The sequence below is a fragment of the Halobacillus sp. Nhm2S1 genome, from assembly GCF_019599545.1.
In the GTDB taxonomy this organism is placed as follows: Bacteria; Bacillota; Bacilli; order Bacillales; family Halobacillaceae; genus Halobacillus.
Genome location: NZ_JAIEZV010000001.1, coordinates 833,192 through 850,252, shown reverse-complemented (window position 1 = coordinate 850,252; position 17,061 = coordinate 833,192). Strand labels below are relative to the sequence as shown.

10 protein-coding genes are annotated in these 17,061 nt (G+C 45.4%); 5 read left to right on the top strand and 5 right to left on the bottom strand.

What is annotated here, in order from left to right:
- Window positions 1–77: 77 nt before the first annotated feature.
- Both K2225_RS04295 and K2225_RS04290 read right to left on the bottom strand, forming a co-directional pair.
- A complete protein-coding gene (locus K2225_RS04295) occupies window positions 78–260 on the bottom strand; it encodes a hypothetical protein (protein ID WP_220583626.1) in 183 nt (60 codons plus the stop codon).
- 12 nt (window positions 261–272) lie between these two features.
- Entirely contained in the window at window positions 273–452 is a 180-nt protein-coding gene (locus K2225_RS04290; RefSeq protein WP_146813715.1) for a hypothetical protein, read from the bottom strand.
- Between the two features lie 79 nt (window positions 453–531).
- Here K2225_RS04290 and K2225_RS04285 point away from each other — a divergent pair, with 79 nt between their 5' ends.
- The 4 genes from K2225_RS04285 to K2225_RS04270 all read left to right on the top strand — a co-directional run bounded on the left by K2225_RS04285 (window position 532) and on the right by K2225_RS04270 (window position 3,059).
- Entirely contained in the window at window positions 532–915 is a 384-nt protein-coding gene (locus K2225_RS04285) for a VOC family protein (protein WP_220583625.1), read from the top strand.
- Between the two features lie 100 nt (window positions 916–1,015).
- A complete protein-coding gene (gene fosB / locus K2225_RS04280) occupies window positions 1,016–1,441 on the top strand; it encodes a metallothiol transferase FosB (RefSeq protein ID WP_220583624.1) in 426 nt (141 codons plus the stop codon).
- 29 nt (window positions 1,442–1,470) lie between these two features.
- Window positions 1,471–2,316 carry a DUF2785 domain-containing protein gene (locus K2225_RS04275; protein ID WP_220583623.1) on the top strand — a complete coding sequence of 282 codons (846 nt, stop codon included), beginning with the start codon at window positions 1,471–1,473 and terminating at the stop codon, window positions 2,314–2,316.
- Between the two features lie 230 nt (window positions 2,317–2,546).
- On the top strand, window positions 2,547–3,059 hold the full coding sequence (locus K2225_RS04270; protein WP_370632703.1) for a DinB family protein: 513 nt from the start codon (window positions 2,547–2,549) through the stop codon (window positions 3,057–3,059).
- A 154-nt stretch (window positions 3,060–3,213) separates the two neighbouring features.
- Here K2225_RS04270 and K2225_RS04265 read toward each other — a convergent pair whose 3' ends face one another.
- From K2225_RS04265 to K2225_RS04255, 3 genes are all read right to left on the bottom strand, one after another.
- Window positions 3,214–4,113 (bottom strand): alpha/beta fold hydrolase, encoded by a 900-nt coding sequence (locus K2225_RS04265; protein WP_255574196.1) that lies wholly within the window; start codon window positions 4,111–4,113, stop codon window positions 3,214–3,216.
- An 882-nt stretch (window positions 4,114–4,995) separates the two neighbouring features.
- A complete protein-coding gene (locus K2225_RS04260) occupies window positions 4,996–6,582 on the bottom strand; it encodes a M4 family metallopeptidase (protein ID WP_220583622.1) in 1,587 nt (528 codons plus the stop codon).
- A gap of 333 nt (window positions 6,583–6,915) precedes the next feature.
- Window positions 6,916–7,143 (bottom strand): hypothetical protein, encoded by a 228-nt coding sequence (locus tag K2225_RS04255; RefSeq protein WP_220583621.1) that lies wholly within the window; start codon window positions 7,141–7,143, stop codon window positions 6,916–6,918.
- A gap of 383 nt (window positions 7,144–7,526) precedes the next feature.
- Between K2225_RS04255 and K2225_RS04250 the strand changes: the two genes are divergently transcribed.
- A complete protein-coding gene (locus K2225_RS04250) occupies window positions 7,527–16,907 on the top strand; it encodes a BMQ_0737 family morphogenetic spore coat protein (RefSeq protein ID WP_220583620.1) in 9,381 nt (3,126 codons plus the stop codon).
- Window positions 16,908–17,061: the final 154 nt, after the last annotated feature.

Sequence of the window (17,061 nt, the reverse complement as noted above, 5' to 3'; positions counted from 1 at the left end):
TGCCATGGACGTGTAACTGGAAATCATATACTATTAAACTATAATGAGGAAGGATGTCCATGGAGAGAAACAAAACCTTAACCTTCCCGCCATTTCTTTGGAGGAGGATTCAGGTAGGTAATCCCGGAAATGAATCCGCCTGAAGTCAGTCCTAAAATAAGGCTTACATCGGGTTCTCCAACAATTATATAGCCGAGAATCAATGAAACGATCAAGTATCCTAAAGCTGTGGTGAATCCCCATAGCAGTCTTTTCCCCATATGAATACCTCCTTACCCATGATTTCTCCTTTTGAAGAACCACTGCAGTACGAAACGGGTAATGAATCCACATCCCAGAGCAATGAGAATGATGACGATCCATTGATCGGAAACCGTAAATCCCAGTTGGAATCCTAAGACAAGGGCGAATCCGAGGGCAAGTCCAAGAAAGATTTGTTGACTCCGGGTCATTTGATCAGCTCCATAAATGGTTTACTTCCTGTTATTACCTTTTTCATCAAACCGAAAACATGAAGAAAGGATGATGGATATGGAATTGACTCATGTACGATTACTCGTCGATGACTACCAAACGTGTTTTAACTTTTACCGGGACACGCTCGGTTTCGAAGTGACGTGGGGAGATGAGAACTCCAACTATGCCGATTTTGCATTCCAAGGGGTGACGCTTGGCGTCTTTGAACGGAAGCAGATGGTGGAAGCACTTGGGAATGTTTATACAGAGAATGGCACAAGGGACGACAGAGCGGTGCTTATTTTAAGAGTGGACAACGTAATGGAGACGTATCGGGAGTGGAAGGATAAAGTGACGTTTATTACAGAACCCGTGGAGCAGAAGGATTGGGGGATCAAGGTCGCTCACTTCAGGGACCCCGACGGTAACCTTCTGGAAATCTATGAATCCATCATGTGAGAGGGTGGAAACAGAAAGGTTGGACGCTTGGAAAGAAGAAGCTTGAAAGGGTAACGGCTGCACGTTGTCCCACCTAATAACTTTTGAAGGAGGTGCTGAAATGGAGGTCCAAGGCCTCAATCACTTTCTTTTCTCGGTATCTGACTTAGATACATCCATCCCTTTTTACGAAAACGTTTTCGGCGCCGAGTTACTGGTCAGAGGAAAGACGACCGCCTACTTTGATCTGAAGGGGATGTGGCTCGCATTAAATGAAGAAAAGGATATAGCCAGAGATGACAGGGCCTCTTCCTATACGCATATAGCCTTCACGATCAAAGAAAGTGACTTTGATGACGCCTATGATGAACTGATCAGACTCAGAGTGAATATTCTTCCGGGGCGGGAGCGTGACGAGAGGGATAAGCGATCCATCTATTTTACGGATCCAGATGGTCATAAGTTCGAATTCCACACAGGAACAAGGAAGGATCGGATCGACTATTACAAAGAGGCTAAACCTCATATGACTTTTTATGATTCATAAGAGTACCTAGTCAGAAAAGGGGACGTTTGATGATCCATGTAAAAGCTGCACCTTTGAATGAAGAGCAATTGAAGAGGATTTTATCAGGAGTGAAAGCGGGAGAGATTCCATGGACCGAGGTTCATGAACAGGAGGTCATCTCCTCGATGATGGCTCACATCGGCTCGCTGGATGCTGAGCTTCGGGATGATTTGATTTTCTCTATCTTCGCTCAGTTGATTGTAGAAAAGAATCAGCTGGCAGCGGAGCTGATGGAAGAAATGATGGATCTGTGTCTGCAGGATTTACTTTTTAAAGGAATTGGAGAAAGAGGGACAAACACCGTGTTCACCAGAGCTTTTACTTCATTACTGATGGCTCTGCTACTGTATCGGGATAAGGAAGATGACTTTTTGAGCGGAACGAAAGTGGTCGAAGTGAAAGAAGCGTTTCTGCGTTACCTCTCGTTAGAGGAAGACTATAGGGGATATGTCAAAGTGAAAGGCTGGGCTCATAGCATGGCCCATGCGGCTGATGCCGTTGATGAACTTGTCAGAAACGAAAAAACGGACAGTGACGCATATCCTGAGCTTTTCCGTGCTTTATGGTCGAAGGTCCTTATCTATGATCATGCCTATATTCATGGGGAAGAGGATAGGATCTTGACGCCGATCATGGAAATGTTGAACCGTGGATTGGATATTACACTCGTGGAGGATCACATGAAAGAGCTCTCCTTAGATTGGAACGAGCATAAAAACAGCGCCACTATGGAGCAGTATTTAGTATTCCGAAACAACGCCAAAGCTTTTTTGAAGAGCCTGTATATCCAATTAGATCAAAACTCTCCATTTGACCGCCTTCAACGACAAGTGGAGGTATTACTCGGGAAATGAGTGATTCGGGCGAAAGTCAGCATGTCACCTGCCGAATGGGATGAAGTTTATTTAGTGAATCGTGTTTTCGATTTCCGGGAATTGAAGTATTCGCTGCTGATTCCCTGCCACCACTGACGGCTAGCAATGAACCGATCGTTGCTGCTTATTTCGGGAATGAGGCCACGGCTAATAAAGATGAAAAACAGAGAATCGATGATTGTTAGTTTTAAGAATAAGGGGTGTTTGATGTGGAAGTGAAAGTAGAGCCGCTGAAGGGATACTCCCCGCAAATAGGTCTGCTGGTCTCCCAAATGAACTATGCTAGAAAAACAACACGACAAGCTGTAGAAGGACTTACCACTGCTGAACTGGATTTTTTAACTAGTCAGAACGGCAACAGTATCGGAGCGTTATTGTTACATATCGCAGCCGTGGAGAAAGGGTTCCAAATCGAAATTTTTGACGGTCGAACGCCGAGCGAGCAGGAAATGCTGGAATGGGGGGCTGCTTACAGCCTTGGAGAAAAAGGAAGAGAGGACATCAAAGGACACCCGTTGGAATACTACCTTTCAAAACTTGAAAAAGTGAGGGAACGAACGCTGGAAGAACTTTCACAAAGGACGGATGATTGGTTATATGAGGAGAGGATATGGGATCATCACTCCTCAAACAACTATTTCATCTGGTTTCATGTGTTGGAAGATGAGATTAATCATAGAGGGCAGATGAGAGTGATCAGAAAAATGCTTCCTAAAGTATAACGAGTGATTTTATGAACGGCTAAACTTTCCCTCTTAGTTCCTAAAGTTGATCAAGGGACAAGGCAATGCCTGAACTTATTTTGTATTTATCTGTCTTTTGGACCACACCCCAGCTGTTTTAGCTGAGGTGTAGTTTTTATTAAATATAGAAAGTTTATATCGCTGCTTCATGACTTAAGAATTTTTTCGTTTCTGTTGCAATTTTATGGTAGTCAATATTGTGAACGGAATGAGAAGCATTTAAAACTACCATTTTTCCTTGTCTTGCATCCTGGATAAACTCCGATTGTCTTTTAGACCAAGTCTGCTCATTCCAACCCGTTCCCTGACCGTTGGAAGCAAATAATAATAAGGGGACGTCGGGTATGGGCAGTGATCCAACCTTCTCAGAATTTGATTGGATCTGTTTCACTTCATTCAACATATTCTTCGTAGCGGTTCTTCGATAAAAGATGGCTCGATTTATCTCCTTGTCCCTCTCCGTCAACGTCCCGCACTTCATAGCCCAACTTTCTGACGCGTTGGGGATCCATCTGGTCATTCCTATTCTGGCTAAGAATGATGCGAAACGGAACAATGGTAGATTTATCTTAAGATCTTCATAAGCTGCCGGGACCGCCATATCCAGTCCGATGATCGCCTTTATTTCCTCGGGGTGCTTTTGCGCCCAATATAAGGCTTCGATTCCTGAAGCTGAATGTGGAACCAGTATATAAGGGGCACGAATACCTGCTTCCCCAAGTGCTTTCCGTGTTTGTGACATGATGGTGTGGACGTCCCGGGGGCTATCGGTGATGTCACTCAACCCGTACCCTTGCTTCTCCACGACAACTATTTTGTAATGGTCACTTAAAAGTGTATAAAGGGATTTAAAATCCATGACTGGAGAACTTGTGCCATTTCCTGACATGAAAACCAGCGTCTCATGCCCCCTGCCTTCCTGATACACATGCATCATTTGATGATCAACCTCGACCATTCTACCCATAGGGACAAATAATTCTCGTTCTTTTGCTAAACGAAACTTGTGATAGCCAGCACTAGCTGCAATCATCAATAACACACCACTAATTAAAATGAGCAGGACATTGATTATAATCTTAATCCCCTCCTGAATTTATAGCTTCCAGCCAAGGAACATTTCTTTTATGTTACGAAGGGGACTAATTTTTGGTTTCATTTTTTTTTGGCTCTGTTAAAGTTCGTTGTTGATATTTGATTGGTTCAAACGAACGTTCTATAATGGAGCCATCAAATAGTATGGAAACCTATGATACATTTAGATTATCTAAGTTTACTGTATAAAGGTATCTCTTTATACAACTAACGGAGCAGAATAGTGTCATAAGAAATACGGCGTTATTACATTCAAGGATGGTGATATTTACAGATGTGGCATTGGTTCGGTCCCATATTTTTCATACTCGTTGGCTTATTTCTATTTTATGCAGCAAAAGGATATACGAAAGAATATCATGGAAAGCAGGATTGGAAAAATCAAGTTTGGGCTGGAATATTCACCCGTCATATATTATGTAAATTACCTTATTGGATTTTTAGAGTTCTTTTTTCTGTATTAGGAATAGGTATGATTGTTTTAGCTATTCTTACTTTTATAAATACGTAAAATTGAAATTTTTAAGCTATCGGGTGCGTTAGTGAAATAAGACAATAATCCAATCAGGACTTCCAGTTTTATGGAAGTCCTGATTTATATAAATATCAACATTAAACTTTAACAGAGCCTTTTTTTTATTAATTATTGTGTGAAACAGGTTAACACGAGGTTCTCCCCCTTCCCAACGTAAAAAGGGGGAGGAGGATGAGAACAGCTGATAAAATAAAAAGCGTCTAAGGTTTCCCTTAGACGCTTGGCTGTGAGTCATCTCTTTCAATGGTCTTCCCACACGAAAGATGATAAATGGTGCGTTTTCGTTTAATAAACCCCTACATTATCCCATGCTTGAGATACTGCATTCGCTGCAGATGTACCGTAAAGGTCCAAAGCAGACTGTTCCAATGCTTCCCTGGCATTTGTGAAATTGCTGTTCGGAGTCAAGTACACGGTCAGCGCACGGTAATAGATCTGCTCGGATTGTGCAATGCCTAAACTGTTGATCGTATAGTAAGCGGCTTTGTTCGGGATACCACTGTTGATGTGGACGCCGCCCCAGTCGCCGGCTTCTGTGTTCGGCAGGTTCTGGTATTCATTCATATGGTCAGGCTGATCGTAGGCGTTCGGGTTGGACATGGAGCGCAAAGCATCTCCTGGCTGCCCTGGTGTGTACACATCTTCACCCATCAACCAATCCTCTGAATCTACGAAATATCCAAAGACGTCTGAGAAGGATTCGTTCAGTGCGCCCGATTGATTTTCATAAACCAATTCGGCTGTCGTATCCGTTACAGCGTGTGTCAATTCATGGGCAACGATATCATCGGCTCCTGAAAGATAGGTGAAAGTCGAGCCGTCCCCATCCCCATAGATCATCTGGTTTCCTGTCCAAGCCGCATTGTTGTAATTGCTCCCGTAGTGGACGGTTGAACGAACGTCTGCTCCTTGGTTGTCATAACTGACCCGGCCAAATTGATTATAGTAATAATCGAAGACTTCTCCTGCATAGTAATGAGCATCGACTGCAGCCTTTTGACGCTCGCTGTAAAAGGTGTTTCCGGAGTCTGTAACATAAGAACCAGGCAGGCTGTAATACTCACCACCATAGTTATCAAACGTCTCAATGACGCCACTCATCGGTTTTGTCGTATCAAAAAGATAATACGTATTGTTATAGAAATAAGTATTTAAAGACTTCGTATCTCCTAGAACCCCCGTGCCTGTCCCCGTCGCTTCATGAACAAGGTTCATAGATTTAAGGACCTCTCCATTTTCAGCGTTGATGTAGATCTGCCAGTTGGCAGGGTATGGTTTGGAGAATTGGAGTTCCACATGATAAGCAAGTGTGTATGTTCCATCCTCATAATGAACGACTAGATCGGAGTTCTCCGTCAACGTTTGGAAGTCTTCACCTTTCAAACTCTTCTGGACATGATCCGCTTCCTCACGGGAAGCGTCAATTTGTTCCCAAGCCAGATCCAGCGCTTCTTTCTTTTTGATTTCCTTCGTTTGTTTTATCTTCTTTGGAGCATCTTTATGAAATTCCCCGTTTACAGCTGTTACCTGGCCCTCCTGATCGGTATGGACGACCAACTTTGCATTCGCTACGGGAACCTGACCAATTACGCGTTGGTATGTATAGTGGGTCATCCCAAGATCATCCGTTTCGGATTTCAACAACTTCAAGTCACTATTTGGGTTGAGTTGGAAAAGGGCATCGTTCTGTTTGAAGAACTCGTTGACTCCCTTTTCAGACTTGACTTTTTTCCCTTGCAGGTTTTCTTTCATGAAAACAGGGTTTTCTGCTTTCCCGTTCCCATTATTTCCAACCTCTGCGTGAACCATGGTTCCGCCAGTCACCAGGCTCGTACCTAAAACAAATGTAGCTACTGTGTGTTTCCAGTTCATTGAATCCCTCCTGTATTTTTAACACATATTCAACGTAACATAATATTCTGAATTCGTGTTTGGGAAATCCAGGGGTTGAAAAAGGTGCTTAAATGCACATAAGTTAAGGAACTTGGGAATTTCCTTTATAGTGTTGAAAATATTGAATAGAGGTTGTATGTAGAGTCCTTTCAATTAGATAGAGAGAATTGGTGCCAGCATGGTGGAAGGGAGGCTGAAGTTTGTAGTCTAGTGAATGGTAGAGTGAGGACAGAAGGGAGGGTTCATTCGGAGGCGTTCTTTATAGTTTATGAGGCTAATAAAGGATTCCTCAGAGAGACTTGATTTCAAGAATTAATGGAACCTAATCAAAATGATTAATTGTGAAGGCCTGTTTAAATGCTCCCTGAATCTATAATAAGACAGATAAAATCCTCTTTTTGCGGCAATTTCCTCTAATAAATCCACCTCGTTAAACATGACATCCGACAACGTTCCTTTGAAAATTTCGGTTAGAATTTTGTAATACATTCCGACAACCTTATCATTATTTAGTCGGTCATAAACCGTTTTTACATTCATGCTTTCCCTCCTAACAAAAATAACCTAATGCTATGTCCACCTCATATACTACTCTGCTCTGTTTTTTTTGTTAAGAAAAAATTGTCGATTTTACAAATTTTTTACTTAATGGTATTTAAAACTGCAAAACCAGACTACTCAAGATATCGAGTTTAAATGAGTATTTAATGAGGAAATCGTGATTAATGAGCACAGCGCTTTATAATTAGTAGTTTGTATGTGAAGTTGTTAGTCCGTCCGTACATACATACAAGGAAGCAAATAATCCATCCTTCCATACAACTGTGGCTTTTCATATTGTTAAAAAAATAGGCGATGTGATAATCGAAAAGTTGGATAGAAAATAGACTAATAAGATAAAGCAATGAGAGGGAAGGTAAACGATGTCATTTCCGTCCAATGAACAGTTTCAGTCATTTAATTTAGGAGCGGAGCCTATTTATGATTTTCTGGGAGATGAAAATCCCGGTTCTGTCGACATTGTAGGGGATTCTCAGTTTCCTGCTGGGTATTTCGCCTATGATGGTGAGAATGTTTTTTTCCGAATTCGAGTAAACGATGACCCTGTTAATAATAAAGGGACCGGTTTTAGGAATTTTGCGTGGGGGGTTTTGGTGAATACGTCCGGAACACCGGGGGTTTACGATTGGTTGGTAAACGTTAACGGGTTGGACAGTACGATCAACCTCATTCAAAATACCGATCAGGACTTCAATTCCTGGACAGATTCGGCTGAAGGAACAGATGGGAGTGGCGCTCCCAACTATTCGAGACCAATTGTCAATTTTGACGTGGCACGTGCGGTGTTGACCAATGATGGATCAGATTTCGGGGGGGACCCCGATTATTTCGTGGATGTTCAGTTTTCCGCTTCGGTCTTTTTTCAGACGCTTGGAATAACGGAAAATGATCCACTTCAATTCATTATTTTCTCATCAACCAATGCGAACAATTACAATAAAGATTCCTTACGTACAAGCGAGGGATTTGAATTCGAAAATGCTTTTTCAAACCCTGTAGCTATAGAAGATGGAGATATACGTGCAGCATTAGATGTAACGAAAGTCATCACTTCAGGTCCAAACAGTATTTTAAATGGAGAAGAAGGAACATGGGAACAGGAAGTCACTGTAACGAATAACGGTGGATCATTGGCTAGACAAATCGTAGTCGATGATCTGATTCAAATCGATCAGTTGACAAATGTGAGTAACATTTCTGCAACGTCGGGGTCGCCTATCTATAATAGTGAGATGAAGACGTTGTCATGGGATGTCGGAAACATAAATCCCGGGCAGACAGCACTACTGACTTATACTGTGGTGGGGATTTTTACTAACTCAGGTACACAGCCTTTGAATACGGTCACAGGAACAGGGGTGGATGATTATAGTGGTGACCAACTTCCTGAGCAAACTGTAACGAACACCATCGATGTTCAGACGGATGCGGCTGTAACCGGTCAGGTTATATCAGGACAGAATGGACTCCCTCTCACCGGAGTGACTGTTGAACTCAGAGATTCAATGAATGTGTTAGTAGACACGGTCATGACCAATGGAAATGGGGAATATTCACTGAATGGGGTGGCGCCGGGGAATTACACCGTTACCTTCTCCTATCCCGACTTTATGACTGTTGTGGAGCCGGTTACGTTAACGAGTGGTGAGATCGAGGTCGTCGATGTATTGTTGAATCCGGATCCGGGATCTCTTAGTGGAACGGTTACTTCTGCTGGAAGTGTACCTATTTCAGGTGCGGAAGTCCGCTTGATCGACAGCTTCAATGCGGTCATTGATACGTCTGTTACAAATGCTCAAGGAGATTATGTATTTAATACAGTCTCACCGGGTACTTATGTTCTGACTGTCAGTGCGCCTACGTTTCAAGCGGAGACGAGAGGGACCACCGTGGAGGCAAATCTGACTACGGTAGAAGATTTTGAACTTGCAGGATCACCGGCTACCATTACAGGGACAGTCCAATCGGAAGCAAGCGTCCCTATTCCGAATGCCACTGTGGAAGTTTTGGATCGTGCCAATAACGTGATTACGACAACGATGACAGATGGATCAGGCAGCTATACCATTGATGAATTAGCAGCTGGTACCTACACATTAAGGACTTCTGCCCCCGGCTATCAAACAAGTTTTCTAGGCTTTACCGTTGAACAAGGAGACACGGTAACGCAGGATGTAACTTTAGTTGATCAGCCTGGGTCGTTAAGTGGGAGCATTACAGATGGAGCATCAGGAGACGCGATTGAGGGGGCGACCGTCCAGGTAGTGAACCAGAGTGGAGTGACAGTGGCTTCGGTTCTTACAGATGCTACTGGCAGCTATACGGTTGGAAATATTCCCCCTGGTTCTTATACAGTTACAATCAGTCAGATGGGGTATGCGGTTGAAACGGTCGGTGCTATTATTTCTCCTGGCACTGCGACGACATTGGTTGCACAGCTGACAAGGAATGCCGGGGATCTTGAAGGTGTCGTCGAAAACGAGGCAGGTCAACTTCTGAGCAATGCCACCGTCCAGCTTCTACTGAACGGTGTGGCCATAGCTTCAACCTTAACGAACGCCTCGGGCCAATTTTCGTTCCCTAATTTGGAGCCTGGTAATTATACCGTGCGTGCATCAGCTGTCGATTATCAAACACAAGTGCTTGGAGCTCAAATCAATGAGGGTGAAATTACTGTTGTCGACTTTTCCTTACTTCAACAGCCTGGTTCCCTTGAGGGCACGATAATGGATAATAGCATGGGGGCTATTCCTGGAGCGGTAATTACAGCCCGGGCGGATGAGGGAAATGTGGTAGTGGCTACTGGTGTTACGGATGATACTGGCTTTTATACCATCCCTCAACTGGCGCCGGGTACCTATAATGTAACCGTTACTGCACAAAATTACCAATCGATTTCACAAGGTGTCTTCATTGAATCCAGTATGACTTCTACAGCTGATTTCACGCTTAGTCCTACGCCTGTGTCCATTACAGGAACTGTCATTAACAGTCAAACAGGGGACCCTCTAACAGGAACTGAGATTGAAGTTCGTATCCTGGATGTCAACGGGGCTGTAATTCAAACTACTTTTACAGATACAAATGGCGATTATCTCGTTGATCAGCTTGCACCCGGGACCTATACGGTGTTTGCCTCTCTCAGCGGGTACCAGACCAACTTCTCGTCAGTTACGATTCCTCCAGGCGGGATGGAAAATGTGATCATTGGTATGATACCAAATCCAGGGACGGTAACAGGGACGATCAATTCTCAAACTTCTGGGGATCCGGTCCCGGGGGCTGTCGTCAAAGTTATTGATCAAAACAACGTCCAGTTGGATAGTGTGGTTGCTGACCAGAATGGACAATATACAATTTCGGGCTTACCTCCTGGCAGTTACAGTATTGTGGCAAGTGCGGAAGGGTTTGAAACAAAAGTAGGGGGAGCGATCGTTCTGTCCGGGTCAACGAGCGTTGTCGATCTCTCCCTGGAAGAGCAACCTGGTATTATATCCGGCACGGTCAGCCCCGTTCAGCCGAGTACGCTCGTTCAGCTTTATACTGCAGAAAAAGTCTTCTTGGCGAGTACGATCGCTGATGCCAATGGCAACTATGTATTCCCCAATCTGTCTCCTGGAAACTACATCGTTTCTGCAAGCGCGCCTGATTATACTACAGTTTCAGCTGGAGCGGTGGTCGATTCTAACCAGACAACGACGATCGACTTGACCTTAACAGCCAATCCTGCTTCCTTTTCAGGTACAGTTTTGGATGAGGGAGGAAATCCGGTCACAAATGCGACCATTAGCGTGCTGGATGCAAATGAAGTGCCCATAAGGATAGCTGGAACGGACGCCAACGGATTCTATTCCCTCAGCAATTTGCCAGCAGGAGCATCGACGATTGTAGTTACTGCTCCTGGGTACAGCCTTGTCCTATCGGAAATCATTCTTCCGCCGGGTGGAGACGTGACCAATGTGGATTTTGTACTAATGGCAAATCCAGGAGGGATCAGTGGCGAGGTGACGGATGATTTTTCGGGAAATCCATTACCGAACGCTCGTGTCGTCATCCGAGAATCGGGGACGGAAGACCAGGCGGTTGCCACGGTGACAACAGATCCATTCGGTAATTATACGGTCACTGGTCTCGCACCTGGAAGCTACACCATTACGGCTTCCCTGGAAGGGTACGGTACGCAGACCTTTGGTGTTACGGTTATCAGTGATGTCAATGCCAATGGCAATATAGCATTGTCTCAGTTAAGGGGATCCATCGAAGGTCAATTGGTAGATACAACTGGAAATTCCATTACGGGTACTGGATTGCAGGTGAGATTGCTTAATGAATTAAACGTCGTCATCGCCACAGCTCTGGCGCAGCCTGATGGCAGCTTCCTTTTTGAAAGCATTCTTCCGGGGAACTATATCGTCACAGCTACCGTCCCTGGATACCAATCGAGTTCCGTCGGGGTGACCGTAAATTCCGGACAGGTGACACAAACCACTGTTCCTATGGAAGCTTTTCCAGCAACGTTGACAGGTCAAGTAATTAATGAAAACACGGGAACAGGGATCAGTGGGAGTTCCGTAAGCGTCTCCGATCCTTTTACAGGAAACATCGTAGGGGATACGTTTACAGACGCGGATGGGAATTTTATCCTTAAAAATCTGGCGACAGGATCCTTTAATGTGACCGCTTCTGCGCCTAGTTTCGGATCTGTCTCTACATCGGTAGTTCTTGAATCTGGTCAAACGACACTGGTAACCCTGGCACTGTCTCCGAACCCTGGAGATGTAGCTGGTTCCGTGAGTGATCGTTTGACTGGGGAAGCACTTGGAGGGGCAAGTGTAGAAATTTTTGATGGCACCGGGGCTTTCATTTTATCCACCTCTACGAATGCACTGGGAAATTTCAGGGCTTTTGGGCTATCGCCGGGGGGGTATACGGCAAAAGCCAGTTTGGAAGGATACAGCACTCAGCTTATCGGATTCTCAGTCGTATCAGGAGAGACGTCCATTGCTAGTTTTGCTTTAGATCCTGCTCCGGCAACTCTTCAGGGGACAGTGACGGATATAGCTGGAGATCCGATTCCCGGTGCGGAAGTTGTCGTCAGGCAGTTCACTTCCACAGGGCCGATTATTGCCACCGCTATCACAGAGACTGATGGAAGTTATCTAGTCACTTCCCTTCCTCCAGGGACGTTTATTCTGATAGCAAAAGCGGATGGTTATGCCCAGGAAACGTCTTCTTTGATTTTAGAACCTGGGAGCATAGTTACAGAGGATTTTGTTCTATCCCAACAAACGTCAACCCTCGAAGGGACCGTAACAGGCGAGAGTACGGGAGACCCTATTGAGAATGCACTCGTCCAAATATTTGATGCGAATGGTGTCTTGATTGCAACCGCTCAGACAGGTGCAGATGGCACCTATCGACTGGATGGATTATCGCCTGGTGAATATACGGCATCTTTCTCTAACCCGGAATACCAACCTGAAACGATTCGTTTCATGACCACTCCTGGTCAAACAGTTGTGGTGGATGCCATTCTAGGAGTGAACACGGGCGCCATTGCTGGTCGCGTACTGGATCCTGAGGGAGTGCCTTTGATAGGGGCTTCTGTCAGAGTATTTCCTTCTTTGGGCTTACTTCCGATTGCTACATTGGTTACGGATGGTACCGGAAGTTTTTCTTTATCCAGTTTAGCTCCAGGTTCTTACCTTCTCGTAGCTACTTTTGTAAATTACTCGACAGGGCAGACGGGAGTATCGGTCGCCCCGAATGAAACATCCAGTTCAACGATCCTATTGTCTCCCACGCCTTCATCCATTTCTGGTAATGTACGTTCTTCATCTGGAGAACCTATTCCAAACGCTTCGGTGGTCGTACTGGATCAAAATGAAACGGTCCTTGAGTCTACAGTTACGGATGGGGATGGAAACTATGGATTTTCCAACTTGCCTCCAGGGAATCTACAGGTCATCGTTAGAGCCGTCGATTATTCGAGTATGACGAGGGGCGTCATACTCGAAGGAGGTGACCTGATTGAAGATGTGGATTTCGTTTTGGAACCGAACCCTGGAACTGTTCAAGGACAGGTAACAGACCGTTCAACAGGTCAACCAATTGTGGGTGCGATCAGTGTCATAAGAACAGTCGCAGGCGTACCTGTGATCGTCGCCTCCAGTGCAACGGATGAAAACGGTTATTATTTAATTGATGGATTGGCCCCAGGGTCTTATTCCATTTCAAGTACGGCTCCTGGATATGCGGTCACTGCCGTTGGAGCAATTTTGGAAAGTGGTCAGACGACAACCGTCGATATTTCGCTATCGCCTGTAGTCGGGAAGATAGCAGGTGTGGTTACGGATACAGAAGGGATGCCAATTCTGAACGCTGGGATTGAAATCAAAGTGTTCGATCAAGAGGGGATCCTCATTGAAACGGTGTTGGCTGATGCTCTGGGTGAATTCTCAGTTCCGGATCTGTCTCCAGGAACTTATACCCTGTCTGTCACAACGCCAAATTATGCTGGAGCTACGGTCGGCGTTTTTGTCGAAGCGGGAGGAACGACATTCGTTACTATTCCTTTAAATTCGAGTCCTGCCAGGGTCCTGGGCCAAGTTATTGATGCGGAGACACGATCTCCGATAGGGGGAGCGCTTGTAACGGTGTCAGATGTCAGCGGTCTTCCTATTACAGTTGCTCTTACAGACGGAGAAGGGAACTTTTCCATCACAGGTCTTCCTCCGAGCACAGTTATCCTTTCGACAGTTGCTGCAAATTATGGCACGTCTTCGACGGCTGTACTTTTATCACCAGATGCTACTATCACAACGACCCTTTTCCTCCAGCCTAATCCGGGAGGTGTGATAGGAGTCGTAACAGCTGAAGACAGCGGAGACTTCATAGAAGGAGCAGTCGTAAGGCTTTTTGATAGCAACGGGGCTATAGCAGCTACTATAGTGACCGATCCTGATGGAGCCTACCAATTCAGTGGGTTGGCCGCTGGAAAGTATCGTCTCGTAATATCTGCAGAAGGATTCGGAAATGCCGTTCAAGATATAGAAGTGACGGTTGGTCAATTGACCCGGGCCGACTTCTCGCTTTCAGAAAACCCTGGAAGTCTTGAAGGACTGGTACTGGAACGAATCAGTGGCATGCCGATCATAGGAGCAACGGTCGTCATCCGTGCTTTATCACCAACCGGGCCTATTGTTCAAATAACGGCCACAGATAGCTCTGGCGCCTTTTACGTGACTGGGTTGACTCCAGGGGTCTATGCTGTCACAGCTGCTGCACCACTGTTCGGGACGCAAACCGCCTCTGTGATCGTCAGCGCGAATACACCTTCAACAGTTAGGCTCGAGCTTTCTAGAGAACAGGGCACATTAGAAGGAGTGGTGACCTCGTCGATTTCCGGTGAGCGGTTGAGGGATACAAGTATTTCTGTGTACGGGGATTCAGGAGAACTTTTCGTTTTGACTCAGACCGACGATGAGGGGAGATATCGTGTCGCGGGCTTGGAACCGGGCACCTACACCGTCGTCTTTTCTCATCCATCTTTCCAGTCATTGAGTTTAGGAGCGAGCATCTCGGTTGGGCAAACGACGATTGTCAATGCTGATTTAGACCCTGTCCCGGGTGGAATTGAAGGTTTTGTTTTTGACGCTTTTGATGAAGTCCCTATTTCAGGAGCCATCGTTCAACTATTTCCTGTGGAAAGTCTTGTTTCAATCGCCGTGGCGGTCACGGATCAAGACGGATTCTACTTTTTTGAAGGAGTCCATCCCGGAGAATATATCGTCACAGCGTCTTCAAACGAGTATTCCAGCGGATCCGTAGGTGCTACCGTGGATGCTGGTGAACTGATCTCAACCGATCTTTTCCTCGTCAGTGATCCTGCTTCCATAAGTGGGATCGTGACAGATGTGGACGGTTTTCCAATTCAAGGAGCTACGGTCCGTGTCCTCGACCCTTACGAAACGGTTGTAGGAACAGGAATTACGTCAGCAGATGGATTCTACATTGTAGGGAACTTGCCATCTGGGGCCTTCACCGTCATTTTCAGGGCCTCTGGATTTGAAGATATGGTGTCGGGTGTCAATCTAAATCAGGGTGAGGATACAACTCTCAACGCAGTACTTGAATCAAACCCTGGTGGTATAACAGGCATTGTATTTGATTCAAGGACCAACCTCCCTCTAGCAGGTGCAAATCTTTTGATAAGAAGATGGGTAGATGGCTCTTCAACCGTAGTGGCTAGCACTTCGACAGATTCAAATGGAAGATATACGGTGCAAGGTCTTTCCCCTTCCGTCTACACTGTTACTGCAAATGCTGATGGATATGGAACTAATGTTCTTCCAGTGGTTGTGGAGCCAGACGTGACTGAGAGAGTGAACCTTCCATTGGATTCACTAGTCGGAGCAGCAGCAGGTCAGGTCGTTGATGCTGAAGGTGCGCCTATTGCGGAGCAAGGTGTGAGTATTCAGGTATATGACAATCAAGGCAAGCTCCTCAAGACGGTGTTGGATGATCCATCTGGTGCATTTACCGTACAGAACTTAACTCCGGGTGATTACGTGATCGTTGCATCAGCTCCAGGTTATGGAACAGCCGCTCTAGCTATATCCATTACAGCCAACCAGGTTACAACCGTTACCATCTTCCTTGAAGATGACCCAGGGACTTTATCTGTGAAAGTCATCGACAACAACACAGGAGAAACTGTACCGGGTGCCAACGTTACCGTCACTTTCCCTGAGGGAATTGTTGTGGGTGGCGGAGTCACCGATAGTGATGGAGAAGTGTTGATTTCAGGTCTTCCAGTAGGAGATTTGAACCTATCTACGAGTAAAGAAAACTATATCGTAGACCTGCAGAGCATCACAATTGAACCAGGGAGCGTCTTGGAATTGGTCGTCAATCTTCAGCCGATCCCACTTGGTAGAGTCATTGGGCAGATCGCCAATGAAGAAACGACGTTCCCCCTTGCAGGTGCCATTATCGAGTTGGTCGCCAGCGATGGAACCGTACTTGCTTCGACGATGTCAGATGAGGATGGCCTATTCCGCTTTGATGATGTGTTCGGAGGGACGTATGACCTTCGTATTTCCAGATCCGGGTATCAGGCAGAAACTCTTTCCATTGTAGTGGTAGAAGGTGAGACCACCTACGTCCGTGAGGAATTGCAGATTGTGGACCCATGTGTGCTCGATGCTCCAAGAGCTTTCTGCCGTTTGAGCAATATGGTTTTACGTGAACAGGGAGACCCGGGGAATAGGGAAAGCATCTGGGTCCAATTGCCGGCGGGGGAAGAGATAGAGATTCAGAAAATTACTGTAGCAACTACCTTCGATATCGTTATTACAGTGGAAGGAACGAACGGGAGGTGTGTGAGTGCACCGATGCAGAGAACCGTCTGTAACCAAGTTCTTCTGTGTGCTCCACCTTCAACAGAGATCAAAGGCACTGTTTCTCCGAATCAGTGCCAAGTGGACCTTGTCTGCACTAATGGGAATCTGAACGCAGCAATTCTTCACCTTCAATACTATCAAAGTTTACAGACTCAAATGGATGCGACGATTCATACAAATGGGCAGGTCCATTCTAGTCGAAATGATGACATGCAGACTCTACATGAGAAAGGGATATGCTTGAATGTTACGCGTGTCCTCGACTGGATTCAGTCCTGTATTGAAAGAGAAATCAGAATCTCCGCGGATGAACTGAAATTTGCATGCGACTTTAATTAAGTCAAACGATTCCGAACAACACCTCGTTTCTAGGACATATGAGAAATTGTCCAAGACGGGGCTTTTTTTTTGGAATTAAAAAAAGAGGATGGAAACGAAGCTGGAAGGGGGCTTGCTGGAATAGAGGTGAAATATGGCTCTATGACTTATAAGA

Excerpts from the sequence above, each read along its gene's own strand:
- K2225_RS04295 (WP_220583626.1), bottom strand. The coding sequence starts at position 260 with ATGGGGAAAAGACTGCTATGGGGATTCACCACAGCTTTAGGATACTTG.
- K2225_RS04290 (WP_146813715.1), bottom strand. The coding sequence starts at position 452 with ATGACCCGGAGTCAACAAATCTTTCTTGGACTTGCCCTCGGATTCGCC.
- K2225_RS04285 (WP_220583625.1), top strand. The coding sequence starts at position 532 with ATGGAATTGACTCATGTACGATTACTCGTCGATGACTACCAAACGTGT.
- fosB (WP_220583624.1), top strand. The coding sequence starts at position 1,016 with ATGGAGGTCCAAGGCCTCAATCACTTTCTTTTCTCGGTATCTGACTTA.
- K2225_RS04275 (WP_220583623.1), top strand. The coding sequence starts at position 1,471 with ATGATCCATGTAAAAGCTGCACCTTTGAATGAAGAGCAATTGAAGAGG.
- K2225_RS04265 (WP_255574196.1), bottom strand. The coding sequence starts at position 4,113 with ATGATTGCAGCTAGTGCTGGCTATCACAAGTTTCGTTTAGCAAAAGAA.
- K2225_RS04260 (WP_220583622.1), bottom strand. The coding sequence starts at position 6,582 with ATGAACTGGAAACACACAGTAGCTACATTTGTTTTAGGTACGAGCCTG.
- K2225_RS04255 (WP_220583621.1), bottom strand. The coding sequence starts at position 7,143 with ATGAATGTAAAAACGGTTTATGACCGACTAAATAATGATAAGGTTGTC.
- K2225_RS04250 (WP_220583620.1), top strand. The coding sequence starts at position 7,527 with ATGTCATTTCCGTCCAATGAACAGTTTCAGTCATTTAATTTAGGAGCG.